Origin of the sequence: Arthrobacter sp. LFS091 (genome assembly GCF_047977885.1) — a bacterium.
Lineage (GTDB): Bacteria > Actinomycetota > Actinomycetes > Actinomycetales > Micrococcaceae > Arthrobacter.
The window spans coordinates 254260-268940 of the sequence record NZ_JBFPFP010000003.1 but is presented as its reverse complement, the minus strand read 5'-3'; the positions used below and the strand labels follow the sequence as shown (position 1 = coordinate 268940).

The following is a 14681-nucleotide window of genomic DNA, read 5'->3' as shown; positions in this document are numbered from 1 at the left end:
GAGTGCGTATCCCCCAATAACGCACTCCGGAGCTCTTTTGTTTAAGCCCGGGTTTTCTGCCCGTGCGGCCACCGCCTTCTTTGACGCAGAAACGGCCCCGACACACGCTTGAGCAGGTGTGTCGGGGCCGTTTTGGTCTCAAAGTTGGTGGGGCCGGCAAGGCTCGCAGGATGAAGAGCACGACGCCGGCACCCACCTTGGGTGAGGAAAGGTCACCTCACGAAGGTGTACAGCAATGCCGCCATCCCGAAGCCCACAATGGACAGCACGGTCTCCAGCACGGTCCACGTCTTCAAGGTGTCCTTGACGGACATGTTGAAGTACTTGGAAATGATCCAGAACCCACCATCGTTCACGTGGCTGGCGATGATGGAGCCGGAGGAGATGGCCACCACGATCAGCGCGAGCTGCGGCTGCGAGTAGCCGGTGGCCAGGCTGGGCGCCAGGATGCCGCCAGTGGTCACGATTGCCACCGTTGCCGAACCCTGTGCGATACGCATCCCTGCACTGATCACGAAGGCAGAGAGGATGATCGGCAGGCCGGCCTGGGACAGCGAATCCGCCACGGCCTTGCCCACACCGGTGGCCGATAGCACCGCTCCAAAGAACGCACCGGCGCCAACAACCAGCAGGATCATGCCCACGGGCCGCAACGACGAGCCCGTAATTTCGCTGAGCTCGGCGGAGGTCATCCCGCGGCGAATGCCCAACAACCACATGGCCAGGAGCACGGCGACGGTGAGAGCGATGGCCGGGTTGCCGAAGAACTGCAGGATGTCCCGGAAAACACCGGCGGGAGCGAAGATGTTGCCGAACGTGCCGCCGAGGATGAGGATCATGGGCAAGCCGATGGCAAGCAGGACCAGGCCGATGGACGGTTCGTCGCCCTTGGCGGTGTCCGATTCGGCAACGATCCGGTCCTCGGGCACGTTTACCATGACGCGCTTGCCGATGTAGGTGCCCCACAAAATACCGGAGGCGAACCATGCAGGGATACCGCAGATCAGGCCCATGAGGATGATCCAACCAAGGTCAACGTGGAACAACCCGGCAGCGGCCACAGGACCGGGGTGCGGGGGCAGGAAAGCGTGCGTCACTGACAGCCCTGCCAGCAACGGCAGCGCGTACAGGGCCAAGGACTTGCCGCCGCGGATAGCCGCGACGTACACCAGCGGCGCCAGGACGAAGATGCCGATATCGAAGAACACCGGGATACCCAACACGAAGCCGGTGATGCCCATGGCCAGCGGGGTGCCCTTTTCGCCGAAGATCTTCACGAGCCTCGCCAGCAGCACCTCTGCACCGCCAGACCGTTCCAGGATGGCACCAAGGACGGTGCCCAGGCCAATGATCACAGTGATGTGGCCGAGGATGCCCGCGAAACCCTTTTCAATCAGGGCGTCACTGCTCTTGGTGGCCGAACCGACCAGTGCCTCCACGGAGATCCCGCCAACCAAGGCCACGATCACACCCGTTCCCACCAGGGCGATGAACGGCTCGAGCTTGACCTTGATGATCAGGAACAGCAGAAGGGCGATGCCTGCGCCCGCCAGGAGCAGCAGGCCGGCGGTGTCGTGCCGCAGCCATTCAAGGAATTCATTCATGGGCGTATCTTTCTGGGTGAGTCCTACTTGAGGGTGCCGGTGAAGGCGGCGGCACGTGCCGCGATGTCTGCCCAGTCGCCTGCGGCAACTGCCGCGGGCGGGACTACGCTGGTGCCGCAGCAGACTGCGGCAGCACCGGCGTCGAGGTAGCTCTTGGCGTTGGAGGCATCGATGCCCCCCGAAGGCAGCAGGCGGATCCCGGGGTAGGGGCCCTGCAAGTCCTTCAAATACGCCGGTCCGAGCTGCCGGGCGGGGAAAATCTTGACGGCGGCAGAACCCAGGTCCAGGGCCTGCGCCACCTCGGTGGGGGTCATGGCGCCGAGGCTGAACGGGATTCCCGCAGCCGCGGCGACGGCGGCGACCTCGGGCCTCAGGCCCGGCGTCACCAGGAACTGCGCGCCGGCGTCGATCGCTGCACGGGCCTGGTCGGCGGTCATCACCGTTCCGATTCCGACGGCGGCACCGTGATCCGCCGCGGTTTCCGCCGCGCGCGTGACGTGCTTGAGCGCATCGGGGGTGGTGAAGGTCAGCTCAACACTGCGGATGCCGCCGTCGGCCAGTGCCCTGCAGAGGTCCGCCGCGTCCGTGATGGAGGGTGCGCGAACCACGGCAAGGGTGCGATCTGATTCAAGCTGCTGGAGGAACTGTTCGGGGGTCATAGCTGTCCTTCTCGGGTGAGGCCGTCGCTGTGGCGGCGGAGGGCTCGTCCGGCGCGGGCACCGGTAGGCTGGCCGCCGTCGATCGCGGCCGCGCCGTTCACGAAGACGTACTGGATGCCGCTGGCGGCTTGGCGGGGGTTCTCGAAAGTGGCTTCGTCCCGGATTGTTTCCGGGTCAAAGAGCACGACGTCGGCCGCGTAGCCTTCGCGGACAAGTCCCCTGTTGTGGAGCTTGAGTCGTGCGGCAGGTCGGCCACTGAGATGATGGACCATTTCCTCGAGGCCCAGCAGTCCCAGATCGCGGGAGTAGTGGCCGAGGTAGCGGGGGAACGTGCCCCAGGCGCGGGGGTGTGGCTTGGCGCCGACCAGGAGGCCGTCGCTGCCGCCGGTGTGGGTGCGATGCTTCATGATTGCCTGCACGTTTTCTTCGTGGCCCACATGTTGCAGGATGCCGGTGCCCAGGCGGTCTTCCATGAGGATGTGCACGAAGACGTCGAAAGGCTCCTGCCCCGTTGCCGTTGCGATGTCCCTGATGGTCTGGCCCACGAAGCCAGCGAGCGCCGGGTTCTGGACGCCGCTGATTTCCAGGGTGTCCCACTCGGCAACCACGCCGTGGCAGCCGTCGGATCCGTAGATCTCCACGGCCTCACGGATTCGCGCACGGGTTTCCGGGTCGGCCAGCCGGGCCAGGGTGGCATCGGTTCCGCCGGAGGACGCCCAACTGGGCAGGATGGCGCTCAGCGTGGTGGCACCCGGAAGGTACGGGTAGGTGTCCAGGGTGATGTCCACGCCTTGGTCGAGCGCGGAGTCGATCAGGTCCAGGAGTTCGCCGGCGCGGCCCTTGTTCTCCGCGAAGTTCATGGTGGCGTGGGACAGGTGGAGTGCGCAGCCCGTGTCCCGGCTGAGGGCAATCATCTCGGCGTACGCTTCCAGGGCGCCTTTGCCATAGGAGCGGTGGTGCGGTGCGTAGAAGCCTCCCAGCTCACCTACTGTCCGGAGAAGCCCGGTGAGTTCTTCGGTCTGCGCGTACATGCCCGGGGTGTAGGTCAGCCCGGAGCTCATGCCGACGGCGCCTTCCTGCATCGCCGTGCGGATGACGTCCTGCATCTGCTGCTGTTGCTCCGGCGTGGGATCACCCTCGGCGAAGCCCATCACCATGGCACGAACAGTTCCCTGCGGGACGAGGTAGGCGGCGTTGGTGGCGATGCGGCCACCGTCTTCTTCTGCGTCGAGCCGGTCGAGGTACTCCCCCACGCTTCGCCAGTTCCAGTCAAAGCCTGCCGGGTTGTCGTTCCAGCCAGCGATTTTCTCCCTTACACCTGCCAGCGTGGCGTCGTCCACCGGCGCGTAGGACAACCCGTCCTGGCCGAGGAGTTCCGTGGTGACGCCTTGGCTGAGCTTGGCGTAGTGCTCCCTGTTGACCAGCAGTTGCAGGTCCGAGTGCGCGTGCATGTCGATGAAACCGGGGCTGAGGACCAGTCCCGTGGCATCGATGACACGGTCCGCTTCCGCTGCGGTGAGTCTTCCGGCGTCGGCGATCCTGGCAATCACCGGACCGTCCAACAAGACGTCGGCAGGGCGGCGGCCGGCTCCGCTGCCGTCCACCAACGTGGCATTGCTGATCAGGGTCTTCATGGCGTCCTAGAAGAAGGTGTGGATAAGGTCGACGACGGTTTGGTCACCTGTGCTGTCTGCGGATGCAGCGCCCGCGAGGACCGGGATGATGGCCCACTTATCGAACGCGGTGCACGGGTGGGACAGGCCCATCCGCACCACGTCGCCGGGACGCACGGTGGTGGTTTTGGGATCAAAGGTCATGAAGGAGTGCTGATCGTTGACGGACGTGATGTCAGCTCCGACCAGCGGCGTCATGGGGCCACCCAAGGCTGGCCCGATGAGCTGTGGTTCTGGCAGGCCTTCATCGAAGGGGAGGTCACGCTTGCCGGCATCCAGGATGGCCAGGCCGGGTTCTGTCTGGGATACGACGCGCGCCCAACCGTGCATTCCGGCTGTGAACGGCTGACCACCTTCGCGGGAGAACGGGGAGATCCCGCGGTAGAAGCCGTCGTCGTGGATGATGTAGGCACCGCTGCGGATCATGAGGTCCACGCGCTTGCCTGCGGACGGCGAGCCCTCGCTGATGCACGGGGACAGGACCGCCACCACGTCGTCGAAGTACGCGCTCCCGCCGGCCGTGAGGATCACGGAATCGCTGCCGTACAACCCGTCCGCGAGCAGGTTCTCGTGAAGCAGCCGCATCTGGGCGAGGTACCCGCGAACGGCGGCCAGTCCGGCGTCGTCCGCTGTGTGCGCGAGCGAGCCTTCGTAGCCGCTGACCCCCACCAGGCGCAGGTTTGGCGAAACAGCAATGGCGCGGGCCACCTCCATGGCAGCGTCCACACCGCGGGCCCCGGTCCTGCCGCCGTGGGCGCCGAGTTCCACCAGGACATCCAGCACGGAATCGCTACCGGCCAGGGTCCGGTTGATGACGTCGACAGTTCCCAGGGAGTCGATCCAGGACAGGATCCGGGTGTCCGAGGGCGCCTCTGCCACCCACTGAATCGCATGCGGATCCGTGAGGCTGTTGGCGAGCTGCAGGCTCCGGACACCAAACTCGCGGGCCACGCGAAGCTGCGCAAAATTGGCCAGCGTGATGCCCCATGCGCCTCGGTTCAGCTGCTCGGCCCAGAGCTGCGGGGCCATGGTGGTCTTTCCGTGCGGGGCGAGGAGCACACCCTTTTCGGCGCACCAGTTCGCGAGGCGGTCAGCGTTGGCCGTGAGCGCGTCGGCATCGAGTGTCAGCAGCGGCGTCTGGAGGTCTGCCAGTGTGTGCTTGGCAGCGAGGAACTCCGCGTGGGTGGTCCCGTTTTCGCTTGCCGGCACGGCTTTGTGGCGCCAGTCGAGCCGGCGCTCGGCCAAGGATGCCACGGCGGTTGTCGAGATGGCTACGGAAGTGTTCACGCGTTTCGTTCCCTTCGCGGTGCTGCGACAGTGCGGCTTTGGGATAGTCGCCGCCGATTCTTGCGTTGCGTATTTTGCAACGCTGGTTGCAAACCTGATGGTGATATGTCTAACATGGTGGCGGATCGAGAGTCAAGGCCGCCTGGCGGCACGAACAAGTGCGGGAGAACGATGCTTTCAGCTGTATGCGTTGGCGAAACCATGGCCATGCTTACCCCTGTCAACGCCGTTCCGCTGCACCTCGCAACCGAACTGCACTTCGGGATTGGCGGCGCTGAATCCAACGTCGCCATGGGCCTCGCAGCCATGGGCCTGGACACGCATTGGGTCAGCCGCGTGGGCCGCGACGGCTTCGGCACCCGCATCCTGGACGAACTCCGCGACCACTACGTCGGGGTTTCCGGCGTTGAGATTGACCCCGTGCGCCCCACCGGCTTGTACGTCAAAGTGCCTGCCCAGGACTCAGCGCCCGACGGCGGCAGTTCGGTTTTGTACTACCGGCAAGGCTCTGCGGCCTCGGCCATGGGACGGGACACGCTCGCCAACCCTAACGTGTCCTCACTGCTGGAGAACGCCGCGCTCATTCATTTGAGCGGGATCACCGCGGCCCTATCCCCCGAATGCCTCTCGCTGCTGGAAGCCATCCTGACCGCACCACGGAACGGCCGGACCATCAGCTTCGACGTCAACTGGCGTTCCGCCCTGTGGGCCGACCAGGACCGCTCAGTCCTGCAACGATTGGCGAACCTCGCCGACGTCGTGCTTGTGGGCAAGGACGAGGCCGAGCATGCCTTCGGCACCACCGACGAAGCCGAACTCCGCCACATGATGCCGGATCCGGACGTGTTGGTCATCAAGAACGAGGCGATCAGTGCCATCGCGCTCAGCCGTTCGAGCGCTGACCTGGGCGGCATCCGGGAAGAGGTGCCCGCCTTGTCGGTCGCCGTCGTCGAGCCCGTAGGCGCCGGCGACTCGTTCGCCGCCGGTTACCTCAGCGGCATGCTGTTCGGACTCGGCCAAAAGGAGAGCCTTCGCCGCGGCCACGTCGCCGCGGCCTGCACCCTGACCGTCCACGGCGACCGCGGCCCGCTCCCCGACGCCGCCCAGCTCGCAGCCATCCTCGATTCTTCGGATGACGCCTGGGCTGCTATCCATGTTGAAGACGGACAATTCAGCAAACGGAGCGTGACACCTTGAGCCAGAGCCTCATGCGGGCCATCGACCTGCTCGGCGAACTCGCCGCCAAACCTGCAACCCTGGACGAGCTCGCGTCCAAGGCCGCCGTGCACAAGACCACCGTGATGCGGCTCCTGCACGCCATGGAAGAGAAACGCTTCGTGGTCCGCGACGAGGACCAGCGCTTCATGCTCGGCTCCAAGCTGTTCGAGCTATCCTCGCTGGCGCTGGAGCAACGGGACATCCGGAAGGTCGCGCATCCACACCTGGCCGAGCTCAACGGAAAAACCGGGCACACTGTGCACCTCGCCGCCTTCGAAGGGAGCGAGGTGGTGTACATCGACAAGTTCGAGTCGCACCACCCCGTCCGCATGTACTCGCGCATCGGCCTGACTGCATCGCTGCACTCGGCCGCCGTGTCCAAAGTCCTCCTCGCCGACATGCCGCGCAGCCGGCAGGAAAAGATCGCGGCCGGGCTGGACTACATCAAAGTTACCGAGAACACTTTGACTTCGCCGGAGGCCTTGCTGGCCGAACTCGAGCGGGTCAAGGACCAGGGCTGGGCCCACGACAACGCCGAGCACGAAGCGTTCGTGCACTGCATCGCGGCCCCCATCCGCGATGCCAGCGGAGCCGTCGTAGCCGCAGCATCTTGTTCGGTACCGGTAGTCATGCTCAGCTATGAAGGCCTGCTTGAGCTGCTGCCCGACCTCAAAGCCAGCACCGAGGCCATCTCCAACGACCTCGGCTGGATCAGCCACGAAAGGAACTCAGCATGAGTGAAAAGACCGTAGTCCTGACCGAAAACGCCCCCGCCCCGGCGCACGTATTCTCGCAGGGCATCAAGAAGGGCGGCATGTTCCAGGTTTCCGGCCAGGGACCCATGGACCCCGCCACCAACCAGTACATCGGCGAAGGCGACGTCCGCGTCCAGACCCGTCGCACCCTGGACAACGTCAAGGCCATCCTCGAAGCCGGCGGATCCTCCGTTGAAGACGTCCTCATGTTCCGCGTCTACCTCACGACCCGCGACGATTTCGCTGCCATGAACGAGGTCTACGGCGAGTTCATCCGCGAGAACGTCCCCTCCGGCCAACTGCCCAGCCGCACCACGGTGTTCGTGGACCTGCCGCACGAGGTCATGCTGGTTGAGATCGACGCCCTGGCCGTCACCGCCTAGCTCTACTCCGTTGCTGCCCCGCTGTTCCGTCGTCGCCCAGCAACGGACCAGCGGGGCAGCAACGTCCGACGGCGGCACTCACCGTCAGGAAGGCACGCGCCGCCCAACCACCGACGCCGGGACCGCCGGAACCCGCTGCCGTTTGGCGTACACGCGGGCCCGCTGGCTGGATAACGCCAGGAGCACCAGGATGTCCGTTGCCAGGCCGGACAGGCCGGCTTCGAGCGTGAGGTTGGCACTCCCCGTGGAGTAGTCGACCGCCTGGGCCAGGATGGAGATCGAGCTCAGGCCCATCGCGATCACACGGGCACCATTGCTGCCCAGGAAGATCCGCCACGCAAGGAATACTTCGCCGAGCCCGAAGAGCAGCACCACAACCGCCACGGTGACCAGTGCCGCCGTCGTGGTTTGTGGGTCTGTTGAGCCGTCATCAAAAGTGATGCCGTCAACGTCACCGCCCGAGGCCAGCAGGATGAAGGCCAGCACGAAGGCTGCCAATGACCTCGCTACAACCAACGCTGCGCCCACCATGGTTGGCGCGGGACGCCTGTCGCGGCTGTCCGTCTGACGAGGCAGCTGATCGGTGGGAGCCCGGACGTTGCGGGCGTCGACAATGGGAAGGTCGCCGTCCGTGGAAATCGAATCGCCGCCGCCGTTGCGCGAGTGGTAACCCGTGGAAAAGTCCTCGATGACCTGCACCTCAACGGCCGGCGACGCAGCCGAAACTGTCGAGACAATATGGTCCCGTTCCACGTCGGTGTTCTGCTCGATCTTGTGCGTGATCTGCAGCGTGAAGAGCGAGAAGCCGACGCTGCGGTCGTAGGTTCCGGCGGCGAGCCATTCCACTTTGTGCCCTCCCGGTAGGAGCCACCCTTCGGGGCAGCGCCAGAACCGGACGTGGTGACGTTTGCCCGGATTGTTGTCCACTTCCTGCTGGTAGGCAAAGTCCTGCTGGCGGTCGAACAGGTAGAGGGGGCTCACCGGGGCTTCGGTGTAGCTCTGCCGGAAGATCGTCGAACTGATGATGCGGCGGCTGCTCTGCAGCGTGACGTCGTCCGCCTTCGTCCAGCCGGCGGCCCGCATGATGGCGTGGATCTGGGGTTCGGTGCCCAATAACGCTACGTTCACGGGATCGCCCAGCAGTCCGTCGCTGGTCCTGGCGCGCCCAATGAAATAGCCGGGAACGTAGATCGTGGTGAGGATGCGGTGCAGCCGCGGCAAGAGCAAGTACGCAAGGAACGCCCAGAAGAGGATGTAGAACCAGATCTGGCCCCACCCCAGCTGGAAGCTTTCGCCCACCAACAGGAAAGCAAGCCAAATAGTCGCCGCACCGCCCAGGACGAAGAACGCGTGATCCAGCCAGCTGTCGGTCACGTTGAGGCGTGGTGTCTTAGCCATGCAGCTCCCCCTTTTGCTACTTAAGCTTCGGGGTTGGGGCACGGGTTGTACATGGGGGGTGGGCGGGTTTAGGCCATGATTGGGCTCTCAACGTGCAGCTTGTTGTTCTTGATGAGCCACTGCACGGACTCGCGGACAGCCTGTTCCGGTTCATAACTTGGCGCATAGCCCAGCAGTGCCTTGGCCTTTTCGATGCTGACGCAGTGGTTGCGGGAGAGGTGGGCCCAGCTGGTGTCCGCGTGTTCCGGCGTCGTCGTCCCCCGGAAGTCGTCCCAACTGACCATGTCCGAGTGTGGCTCCTGACCGAACCACGACGCCGCAATCTCCAGGTAGCCGCGCACCGTCAGGGCGGACGGAGCAACGATGTTGAAGTCCTCCCCGGCCGCCGCCTCACGCCGGTCGATGGCCTTTTCAAACGCCTGGGCGAGGTCGTCTGCATGCACATGGTGCATCAGCTCCGTGCCCCCACCCGGAATCTGGAGGGGCTGTCCGGCGGAGATCCTTTCCCACACCGAGGGATCGAAATTCCCCAGCGGGCCAACCGGATGCCAGCCCGGCCCTACGATATGTCCGGGGTGCAGGGACGTGGTGACCAAACCGCCGTCGGCCGTTTCTTCCTTCAGCATCCGTGCGATGTCGCGTTTTTGGATACCGTATTCATCCAGCGGCTCCGCGGTGGAGTGCGAGCCCTCTGAGATGGGCAGCTTCCGGCTCGCGCCGTAACGCCAAATGGACCCGCAATGCAGCAGATGCCCCACCTCGCCGCGGAGCCGGTTCACCAAGTGAATGGCTGAGTCGAGCGTGAAACACAGCAGGTCAACCACGACGTCGGCACTCAAGTCCGCGACCCGGTCACCAAAAGTGCCCTCCCGGTCCTCCTGCGCGCGGTCCGCGGTGACCTGGTGGACGTGCTGCCACTCGGGGGAATCCGTGTAGGGCGTACTGGTGCCGCGGCTGACGTTGACCACTTCGTGTCCCCCTCGTACCAGCCTGGGAAGGAGGAACGAGCCGATGTGGCCACTGCCACCGATGACGACGATTTTCATGGTTCTCCTGCGCTGGGTGGGGCGTGGGTGTTCACTGTACGTGACCGGATCTTGGCGCGCGATCCCCCGGTCCATTCGCCATCGGTTCACTAGGGTGGAGAGAAGCCCAGAGTGAGGATCACCAAATGGACAGCCCTACCAGCGACATCGCCGTGGACCGGCACTATGACCTGATCATCATCGGCACAGGGTCCGGGAACTCGATTCCCGGACCGGAGTTCGAAGACCGGTCGATCGCGATCATCGAAGAAGGGACGTTCGGCGGCACCTGCCTGAATGTCGGCTGCATCCCGTCGAAGATGTACGTTCACACTGCCGACACCGCACTGGACATTGCTGACTCCAAGCAACTGGGCCTCGACGCCCAGGTCAACTCCGTGGATTGGCCGGGCATAGTCAACCGGATCTTTGAAAAACGGATCGACCCCATTGCCGCTTCAGGCGAGGATTACCGCCGTGGCCCGCGGAGCCCCAACATCGACGTCTACGACCACCACGCCGTCTTCGTCGGAGAACGTACTCTGCGCATAGGCAACGGCGCCCACCAAAAAACCATCTCAGGTGACCAGATAGTCATCGCCGCCGGCTCCAGGCCCATGATTCCCGATGCCATCGCAGCTTCGCGCGTGCGGTATTACACCAACGAGGACATCATGCGGCTGCCGGAGTTGCCCAAGTCCTTGGTGATCATTGGCGGGGGCTACATCGCCATGGAGTTCGGCCACGTGTTCGACGCCCTCGGCACCGCCGTCACCATCATTCCCCGCTCAACGCTCCTGCGGCATCTGGACCACGACCTCCACGACCGGTTCAACGCCCTGGCCGCCAAACGCTTCGACATCCGGCCGGGCCGGACCACCATAGGGGCCGAGCAGACGGACCACGGCATAACAGTCAGGCTCGACGACGGCACCTCCGCGACAGGGGAGGTACTGCTCGTAGCCACGGGGCGCATCCCCAACGGGGACCTGCTGGACCTGGACGCCGGCGGGATCGAGATGACCGGGCAGGGTCGCATCAAGGTCGATGACTACGGGCGGTCAACCTCCGCCCCCGGTGTCTGGGCTCTTGGCGACGTCTCCTCCCCCTACATGCTCAAACACGTCGCCAACGCCGAGATGCGCTCCGTGCGCCACAATCTGCTGAACCCGGACAACCTCCAAAAAATGCCGCACGACCATGTTCCCGCGGCCACGTTCACCAACCCGCAAATCGCCACAGTGGGCTTGACCGAAGCCCAGGCCCGCGAAAACGGCTACAACGTGACCGTCAAGATCCAGGACTACGGAGACGTCGCATACGGCTGGGCTTTGGAGGACACCACCGGGATCTGCAAACTCATCGCCGACCGCAACAGCGGCAAACTCCTCGGCGCCCACTACATGGGACCTCAGGCATCCACCCTCATCCAACAGATGATCACCGTCCTGGCCTTCGACCTCGACGTGCGCGACTTCGCCGCCAAACAATACTGGATCCACCCCGCACTGCCCGAAGTTACCGAAAACGCATTGCTCGGCCTCACGTTCAACGGGACGGGAGCGGGGTGATGTGGGTGGCGGCTTGAACGATTCGGGTCGGTGGATCCCAGGAGGAACTGAACGTGCCACGATCCAGTGCGTAGTCGGACGCTATTGCGTGGCTTCGGGCGGCCGGATGGCTTTGATCTTTCGCCAGCCACCGGCACGGTTATTGGCGATGATGGCCCTGAACATGTCACCAAGTGCCTGGACGTTCACTGCCTCACCCTCGCGGTAGGAGACGGTGCGGGCCGTTTTGTTGTTGTGTCCGGCCGTGATGATGCCTTGGGGGTCCGGGACAATGCCACCGTCATAAAGGAATACGTTGACGTGGTCCTTGGCCGCGAGGAGGGCGCAGATATTGCCATCCAGGACGAAATACGGCTGGATGGTGCGTTTGATGGTTTCCTGGACGTCCGGATCTGCGGCGAGCACCAACTCCCTGACTGCTTGGCAGATTGCCTGCTGCCATTCCGGAAGGGACTCGATGTAGCTGTCAACGCGGGGGTCAGCCATGTCCGAAAGTATGCGCCAGCAATTCGGGAAATTGAAGGGTGCGTGGGCCGTTCGAATTTGAACCACGGTTGCAGGAGTAACTCAGAAGTCCGGGCTGGATCCGGTGGTCGCCATCCGCCGTCGAGCCTCAACCGGCGCGACTCACTTCTCCCCGAGGTCGACAAACAGCTGCCAAGGATGCTTAGCATGATTACGCCGGGTACGCCCGGGTACGTGACCTCTTGAATGACCCCTCGGACGGTCGGCGCAGCTGCGGCGACCACGTAAAGGAGAATGCTGTGCGGGAGCCTGTAGTCAACGAGAGCGCGGCAGAAGTCGGCTCTGATCACAACGGAACGCAGGAAGAAGTACAGGAAGCGGTCACCGAATCACCTGAGCCCGAGATTACATTCGACGAGCAGTTCTACCCCGCCCGCCCCAAAGCGCTGAGGCCCATAGCCCGGCGTCGGCAGTTTTTCGCGGCCCGGCCGTCGCTGGAATTCGACGGCCTCAACAAGACCTATGTGGATTGGCTGCGCAACCAGTCGATGCTGGGGGACGCCAACACCATGGCACGGCAGCTCTCCGGGCAGGCCAGCATGTGGCAGAACTCCTATGCAAGGCCCAATCCGCGGGCAGCTGTGGAGCGCGCGCCCGTCTGGTTCACGGCGTATCCGCTGTCCTTCATCACCAAGGACGGCCAGTCTTTCCTGTCGGCACTCGGTGATCCGGAGCTGTGGGATGCCTTCCGGGAAATCGGCATCCGCGGACTGCACACAGGGCCCGTGAAGTTGGCCGGCGGCATCAGCGGCTGGTCGCAAACACCCAGTGTTGACGGGCACTTTGACCGGATCTCCATGGCGATCGATCCCGCTTTCGGCACCGAGGAGGAGTTCCGACAGATGTGTGAGGTCGCCGTGGACCACGGCGGCACGGTCATTGACGACATCGTTCCCGGTCACACCGGTAAGGGCGCCGACTTCCGGCTGGCCGAAATGAATTTCCGGGACTACCCGGGCATCTACCACATGGTCGATATCCCGGAAGAAGACTGGCACCTGTTGCCGGATGTTCCGGAGAATGCGGATTCGGTCAACATCAGCCCTGAGGCGGAGAAGGCCCTCCAAGAGGCGGGTTACATCATCGGCCGGCTCCAGCGCGTGATTTTCTACGAGCCCGGGGTCAAGGAAACCAACTGGAGTGCCACCAAGCCGATCATTGACACCACAGGCAAGAAGCGCCGTTGGGTGTACCTCCACTACTTCAAGTCCGGCCAACCCTCCATCAACTGGCTGGACCCCACGTTCGCAGGCATGCGCCTGGTGGTGGGCGATGCCCTGCACTCGTTGCTGGACTTGGGCACCGGTGCCCTGCGCCTTGACGCCAACGGCTTCCTTGGCGTTGAGAAGAGCGCGGAGGAAGAGCCGGGCTGGTCCGAAGGACACCCGTTGTCGGAGGCAGCCAACCAGCTGATCGGCTCGATGATCCGCAAGGTGGGCGGGTTCTCCTTCCAGGAGCTCAACCTCACCATTGATGACATCAAGTCCCAGTCTGAGTCCGGCCCGGACCTCTCCTACGACTTCATCACCAGGCCCGCGTACCACTACGCGCTGGTCACCGGCGACACCGAGTTCCTCCGCCTTACGCTCAAGCTGGCCATGGAGATCGGCGTGGACCAGGCCTCATTGGTCCACGCACTCCAGAACCACGACGAACTCACCTACGAGCTGCTTCACTTCGCAGCCGGCCACCGGGACGACGTCTTTGAGCTCGGCGGCGAAGAGCTGACGGGCGCTGAGGTTGCCGAGAAGGTCCAGAACACCATGCGGGAACGCCTCACAGGTGAGAACGGACCGTACAACGCGGTCTTCACCACCAACGGCATTGCCTGCACCACAGTGAGCTTCCTGATGGCAGCGTTGGGCGTCAAGGACCCGGAGGCCATCACTCCCGAGCAGGAATCCCAGGTCCTGGACGCGCATGTGCTCCTGTCCATGTACAACGCGCTGCAGCCGGGTGTTTTCGCTTTGTCCGGCTGGGATCTCACCGGTGTCACGGCACTGGACCGCCAGACAGTGGGCGAGCTGACCTCGCAGGGCGATACCCGTTGGATTAACCGTGGCGCCCACGACCTGATGGGCACCAGCCCGGACGCTACAACCTCGCTGGCGGGGATGCCTCGGGCCCGGAGCCTCTACGGTCCACTTCCCGAGCAGCTGAAGGACTCCAACTCCTATGCGCGGCGGCTCCAGCAGATCCTCGCGGTTCGGGAAGAGTCGGGGATTGCCACCAGCACACTCCTGGACGTGCCGGACGTGTCGAACAAGGGATTGCTGGTCCTGGTGAACCAGCTCGCTGACGATGCACTGCAAGTCACGGTCCTGAACTTCTCGGACCAGGACATCGCGGGCAGCATTCAGTCCTCACACCTTGTTCCGGGCGCGACTGTCCACGATCTGTTCAGCGGCGAGGACATCAGCCAGGTCGATGACCTCTGCAGCTTCTTCCTCGAACTCCGCCCGTTCCAAGGCACGGCACTGCTGCTGAAGGACCCCGTGGAGGAAGAAGTCACCGAATAGGAGGCCCGAGATGGCAGTTAATGCCAATGTTTCCCAAATACATTGGCATTAACTGCCACTTCGC

12 protein-coding genes are annotated in these 14681 nt (G+C 64.0%); 5 read left to right on the top strand and 7 right to left on the bottom strand.

All coding sequences use genetic code 11. The features are described from left to right. Window positions 1–212: 212 nt before the first annotated feature. The 4 genes from ACNQOP_RS06890 to ACNQOP_RS06875 are packed head-to-tail and all read right to left on the bottom strand — an operon-like array spanning window position 213 to window position 5223. Window positions 213–1604, bottom strand: coding sequence for a GntP family permease (locus tag ACNQOP_RS06890; protein ID WP_284987398.1), 1392 nt, complete (start codon window positions 1602–1604; stop codon window positions 213–215). 23 nt (window positions 1605–1627) lie between these two features. Continuing rightward, window positions 1628–2263 carry a bifunctional 4-hydroxy-2-oxoglutarate aldolase/2-dehydro-3-deoxy-phosphogluconate aldolase gene (locus ACNQOP_RS06885; RefSeq protein WP_416403763.1) on the bottom strand — a complete coding sequence of 212 codons (636 nt, stop codon included), beginning with the start codon at window positions 2261–2263 and terminating at the stop codon, window positions 1628–1630. Then, on the bottom strand, window positions 2260–3897 hold the full coding sequence (locus ACNQOP_RS06880; RefSeq protein ID WP_416403762.1) for an N-acyl-D-amino-acid deacylase family protein: 1638 nt from the start codon (window positions 3895–3897) through the stop codon (window positions 2260–2262). Before ACNQOP_RS06880 ends, ACNQOP_RS06885 begins: the two co-directional genes overlap by 4 nt. A 6-nt stretch (window positions 3898–3903) precedes the next feature. After that, complete coding sequence (locus ACNQOP_RS06875) at window positions 3904–5223, bottom strand: amino acid deaminase (RefSeq protein ID WP_416403761.1); 1320 nt, start codon at window positions 5221–5223, stop codon at window positions 3904–3906. A gap of 171 nt (window positions 5224–5394) precedes the next feature. Between ACNQOP_RS06875 and ACNQOP_RS06870 the strand changes: the two genes are divergently transcribed. Genes ACNQOP_RS06870 through ACNQOP_RS06860 form a run of 3 tightly spaced genes read left to right on the top strand, consistent with a single transcriptional unit; the run spans window position 5395 to window position 7579 of the window. Continuing rightward, the gene (locus ACNQOP_RS06870) at window positions 5395–6420 is read left to right on the top strand and encodes a sugar kinase (RefSeq protein ID WP_416403760.1); all 1026 of its coding nucleotides are present in this window, start codon (window positions 5395–5397) and stop codon (window positions 6418–6420) included. Beyond that, on the top strand, window positions 6417–7178 hold the full coding sequence (locus ACNQOP_RS06865) for an IclR family transcriptional regulator (RefSeq protein ID WP_416403759.1): 762 nt from the start codon (window positions 6417–6419) through the stop codon (window positions 7176–7178). The genes ACNQOP_RS06870 and ACNQOP_RS06865 overlap by 4 nt, the downstream gene beginning before the upstream one ends. Further along, entirely contained in the window at window positions 7175–7579 is a 405-nt protein-coding gene (locus tag ACNQOP_RS06860; protein ID WP_211710100.1) for a RidA family protein, read from the top strand. Before ACNQOP_RS06865 ends, ACNQOP_RS06860 begins: the two co-directional genes overlap by 4 nt. Window positions 7580–7663: 84 nt before the next feature. On the opposite strand, the gene ACNQOP_RS06855 is transcribed toward ACNQOP_RS06860, so the two are convergent. Beyond that, window positions 7664–8977, bottom strand: a complete 1314-nt coding sequence (locus ACNQOP_RS06855; RefSeq protein WP_416403758.1) for an LssY C-terminal domain-containing protein — start codon at window positions 8975–8977, stop codon at window positions 7664–7666. 68 nt (window positions 8978–9045) lie between these two features. Then, complete coding sequence (locus tag ACNQOP_RS06850) at window positions 9046–10023, bottom strand: NAD-dependent epimerase/dehydratase family protein (RefSeq protein ID WP_416403757.1); 978 nt, start codon at window positions 10021–10023, stop codon at window positions 9046–9048. Window positions 10024–10148: 125 nt separating this feature from the next. On the opposite strand from ACNQOP_RS06850, the gene mtr reads away from it, so the two are divergent. Further along, window positions 10149–11573, top strand: coding sequence for a mycothione reductase (gene mtr / locus ACNQOP_RS06845; RefSeq protein WP_416403756.1), 1425 nt, complete (start codon window positions 10149–10151; stop codon window positions 11571–11573). 81 nt (window positions 11574–11654) lie between these two features. Here the strand turns inward: mtr and ACNQOP_RS06840 are convergent, their stop codons facing one another. Beyond that, window positions 11655–12059, bottom strand: coding sequence for a DUF1801 domain-containing protein (locus ACNQOP_RS06840; RefSeq protein WP_416403755.1), 405 nt, complete (start codon window positions 12057–12059; stop codon window positions 11655–11657). Window positions 12060–12337: 278 nt separating this feature from the next. Here ACNQOP_RS06840 and treS point away from each other — a divergent pair, with 278 nt between their 5' ends. Continuing rightward, a complete protein-coding gene (gene treS, locus ACNQOP_RS06835; protein WP_416403754.1) occupies window positions 12338–14617 on the top strand; it encodes a maltose alpha-D-glucosyltransferase in 2280 nt (759 codons plus the stop codon). The last annotated feature ends 64 nt before the right edge of the window (window positions 14618–14681 follow it).

Coding starts and splice junctions, on each gene's coding strand:
- ACNQOP_RS06890 (WP_284987398.1), bottom strand. CDS start 1,604: ATGAATGAATTCCTTGAATGGCTGCGGCACGACACCGCCGGCCTGCTG.
- ACNQOP_RS06885 (WP_416403763.1), bottom strand. CDS start 2,263: ATGACCCCCGAACAGTTCCTCCAGCAGCTTGAATCAGATCGCACCCTT.
- ACNQOP_RS06880 (WP_416403762.1), bottom strand. CDS start 3,897: ATGAAGACCCTGATCAGCAATGCCACGTTGGTGGACGGCAGCGGAGCC.
- ACNQOP_RS06870 (WP_416403760.1), top strand. CDS start 5,395: ATGCTTTCAGCTGTATGCGTTGGCGAAACCATGGCCATGCTTACCCCT.
- ACNQOP_RS06860 (WP_211710100.1), top strand. CDS start 7,175: ATGAGTGAAAAGACCGTAGTCCTGACCGAAAACGCCCCCGCCCCGGCG.
- ACNQOP_RS06855 (WP_416403758.1), bottom strand. CDS start 8,977: ATGGCTAAGACACCACGCCTCAACGTGACCGACAGCTGGCTGGATCAC.
- ACNQOP_RS06850 (WP_416403757.1), bottom strand. CDS start 10,023: ATGAAAATCGTCGTCATCGGTGGCAGTGGCCACATCGGCTCGTTCCTC.
- mtr (WP_416403756.1), top strand. CDS start 10,149: ATGGACAGCCCTACCAGCGACATCGCCGTGGACCGGCACTATGACCTG.
- ACNQOP_RS06840 (WP_416403755.1), bottom strand. CDS start 12,059: ATGGCTGACCCCCGCGTTGACAGCTACATCGAGTCCCTTCCGGAATGG.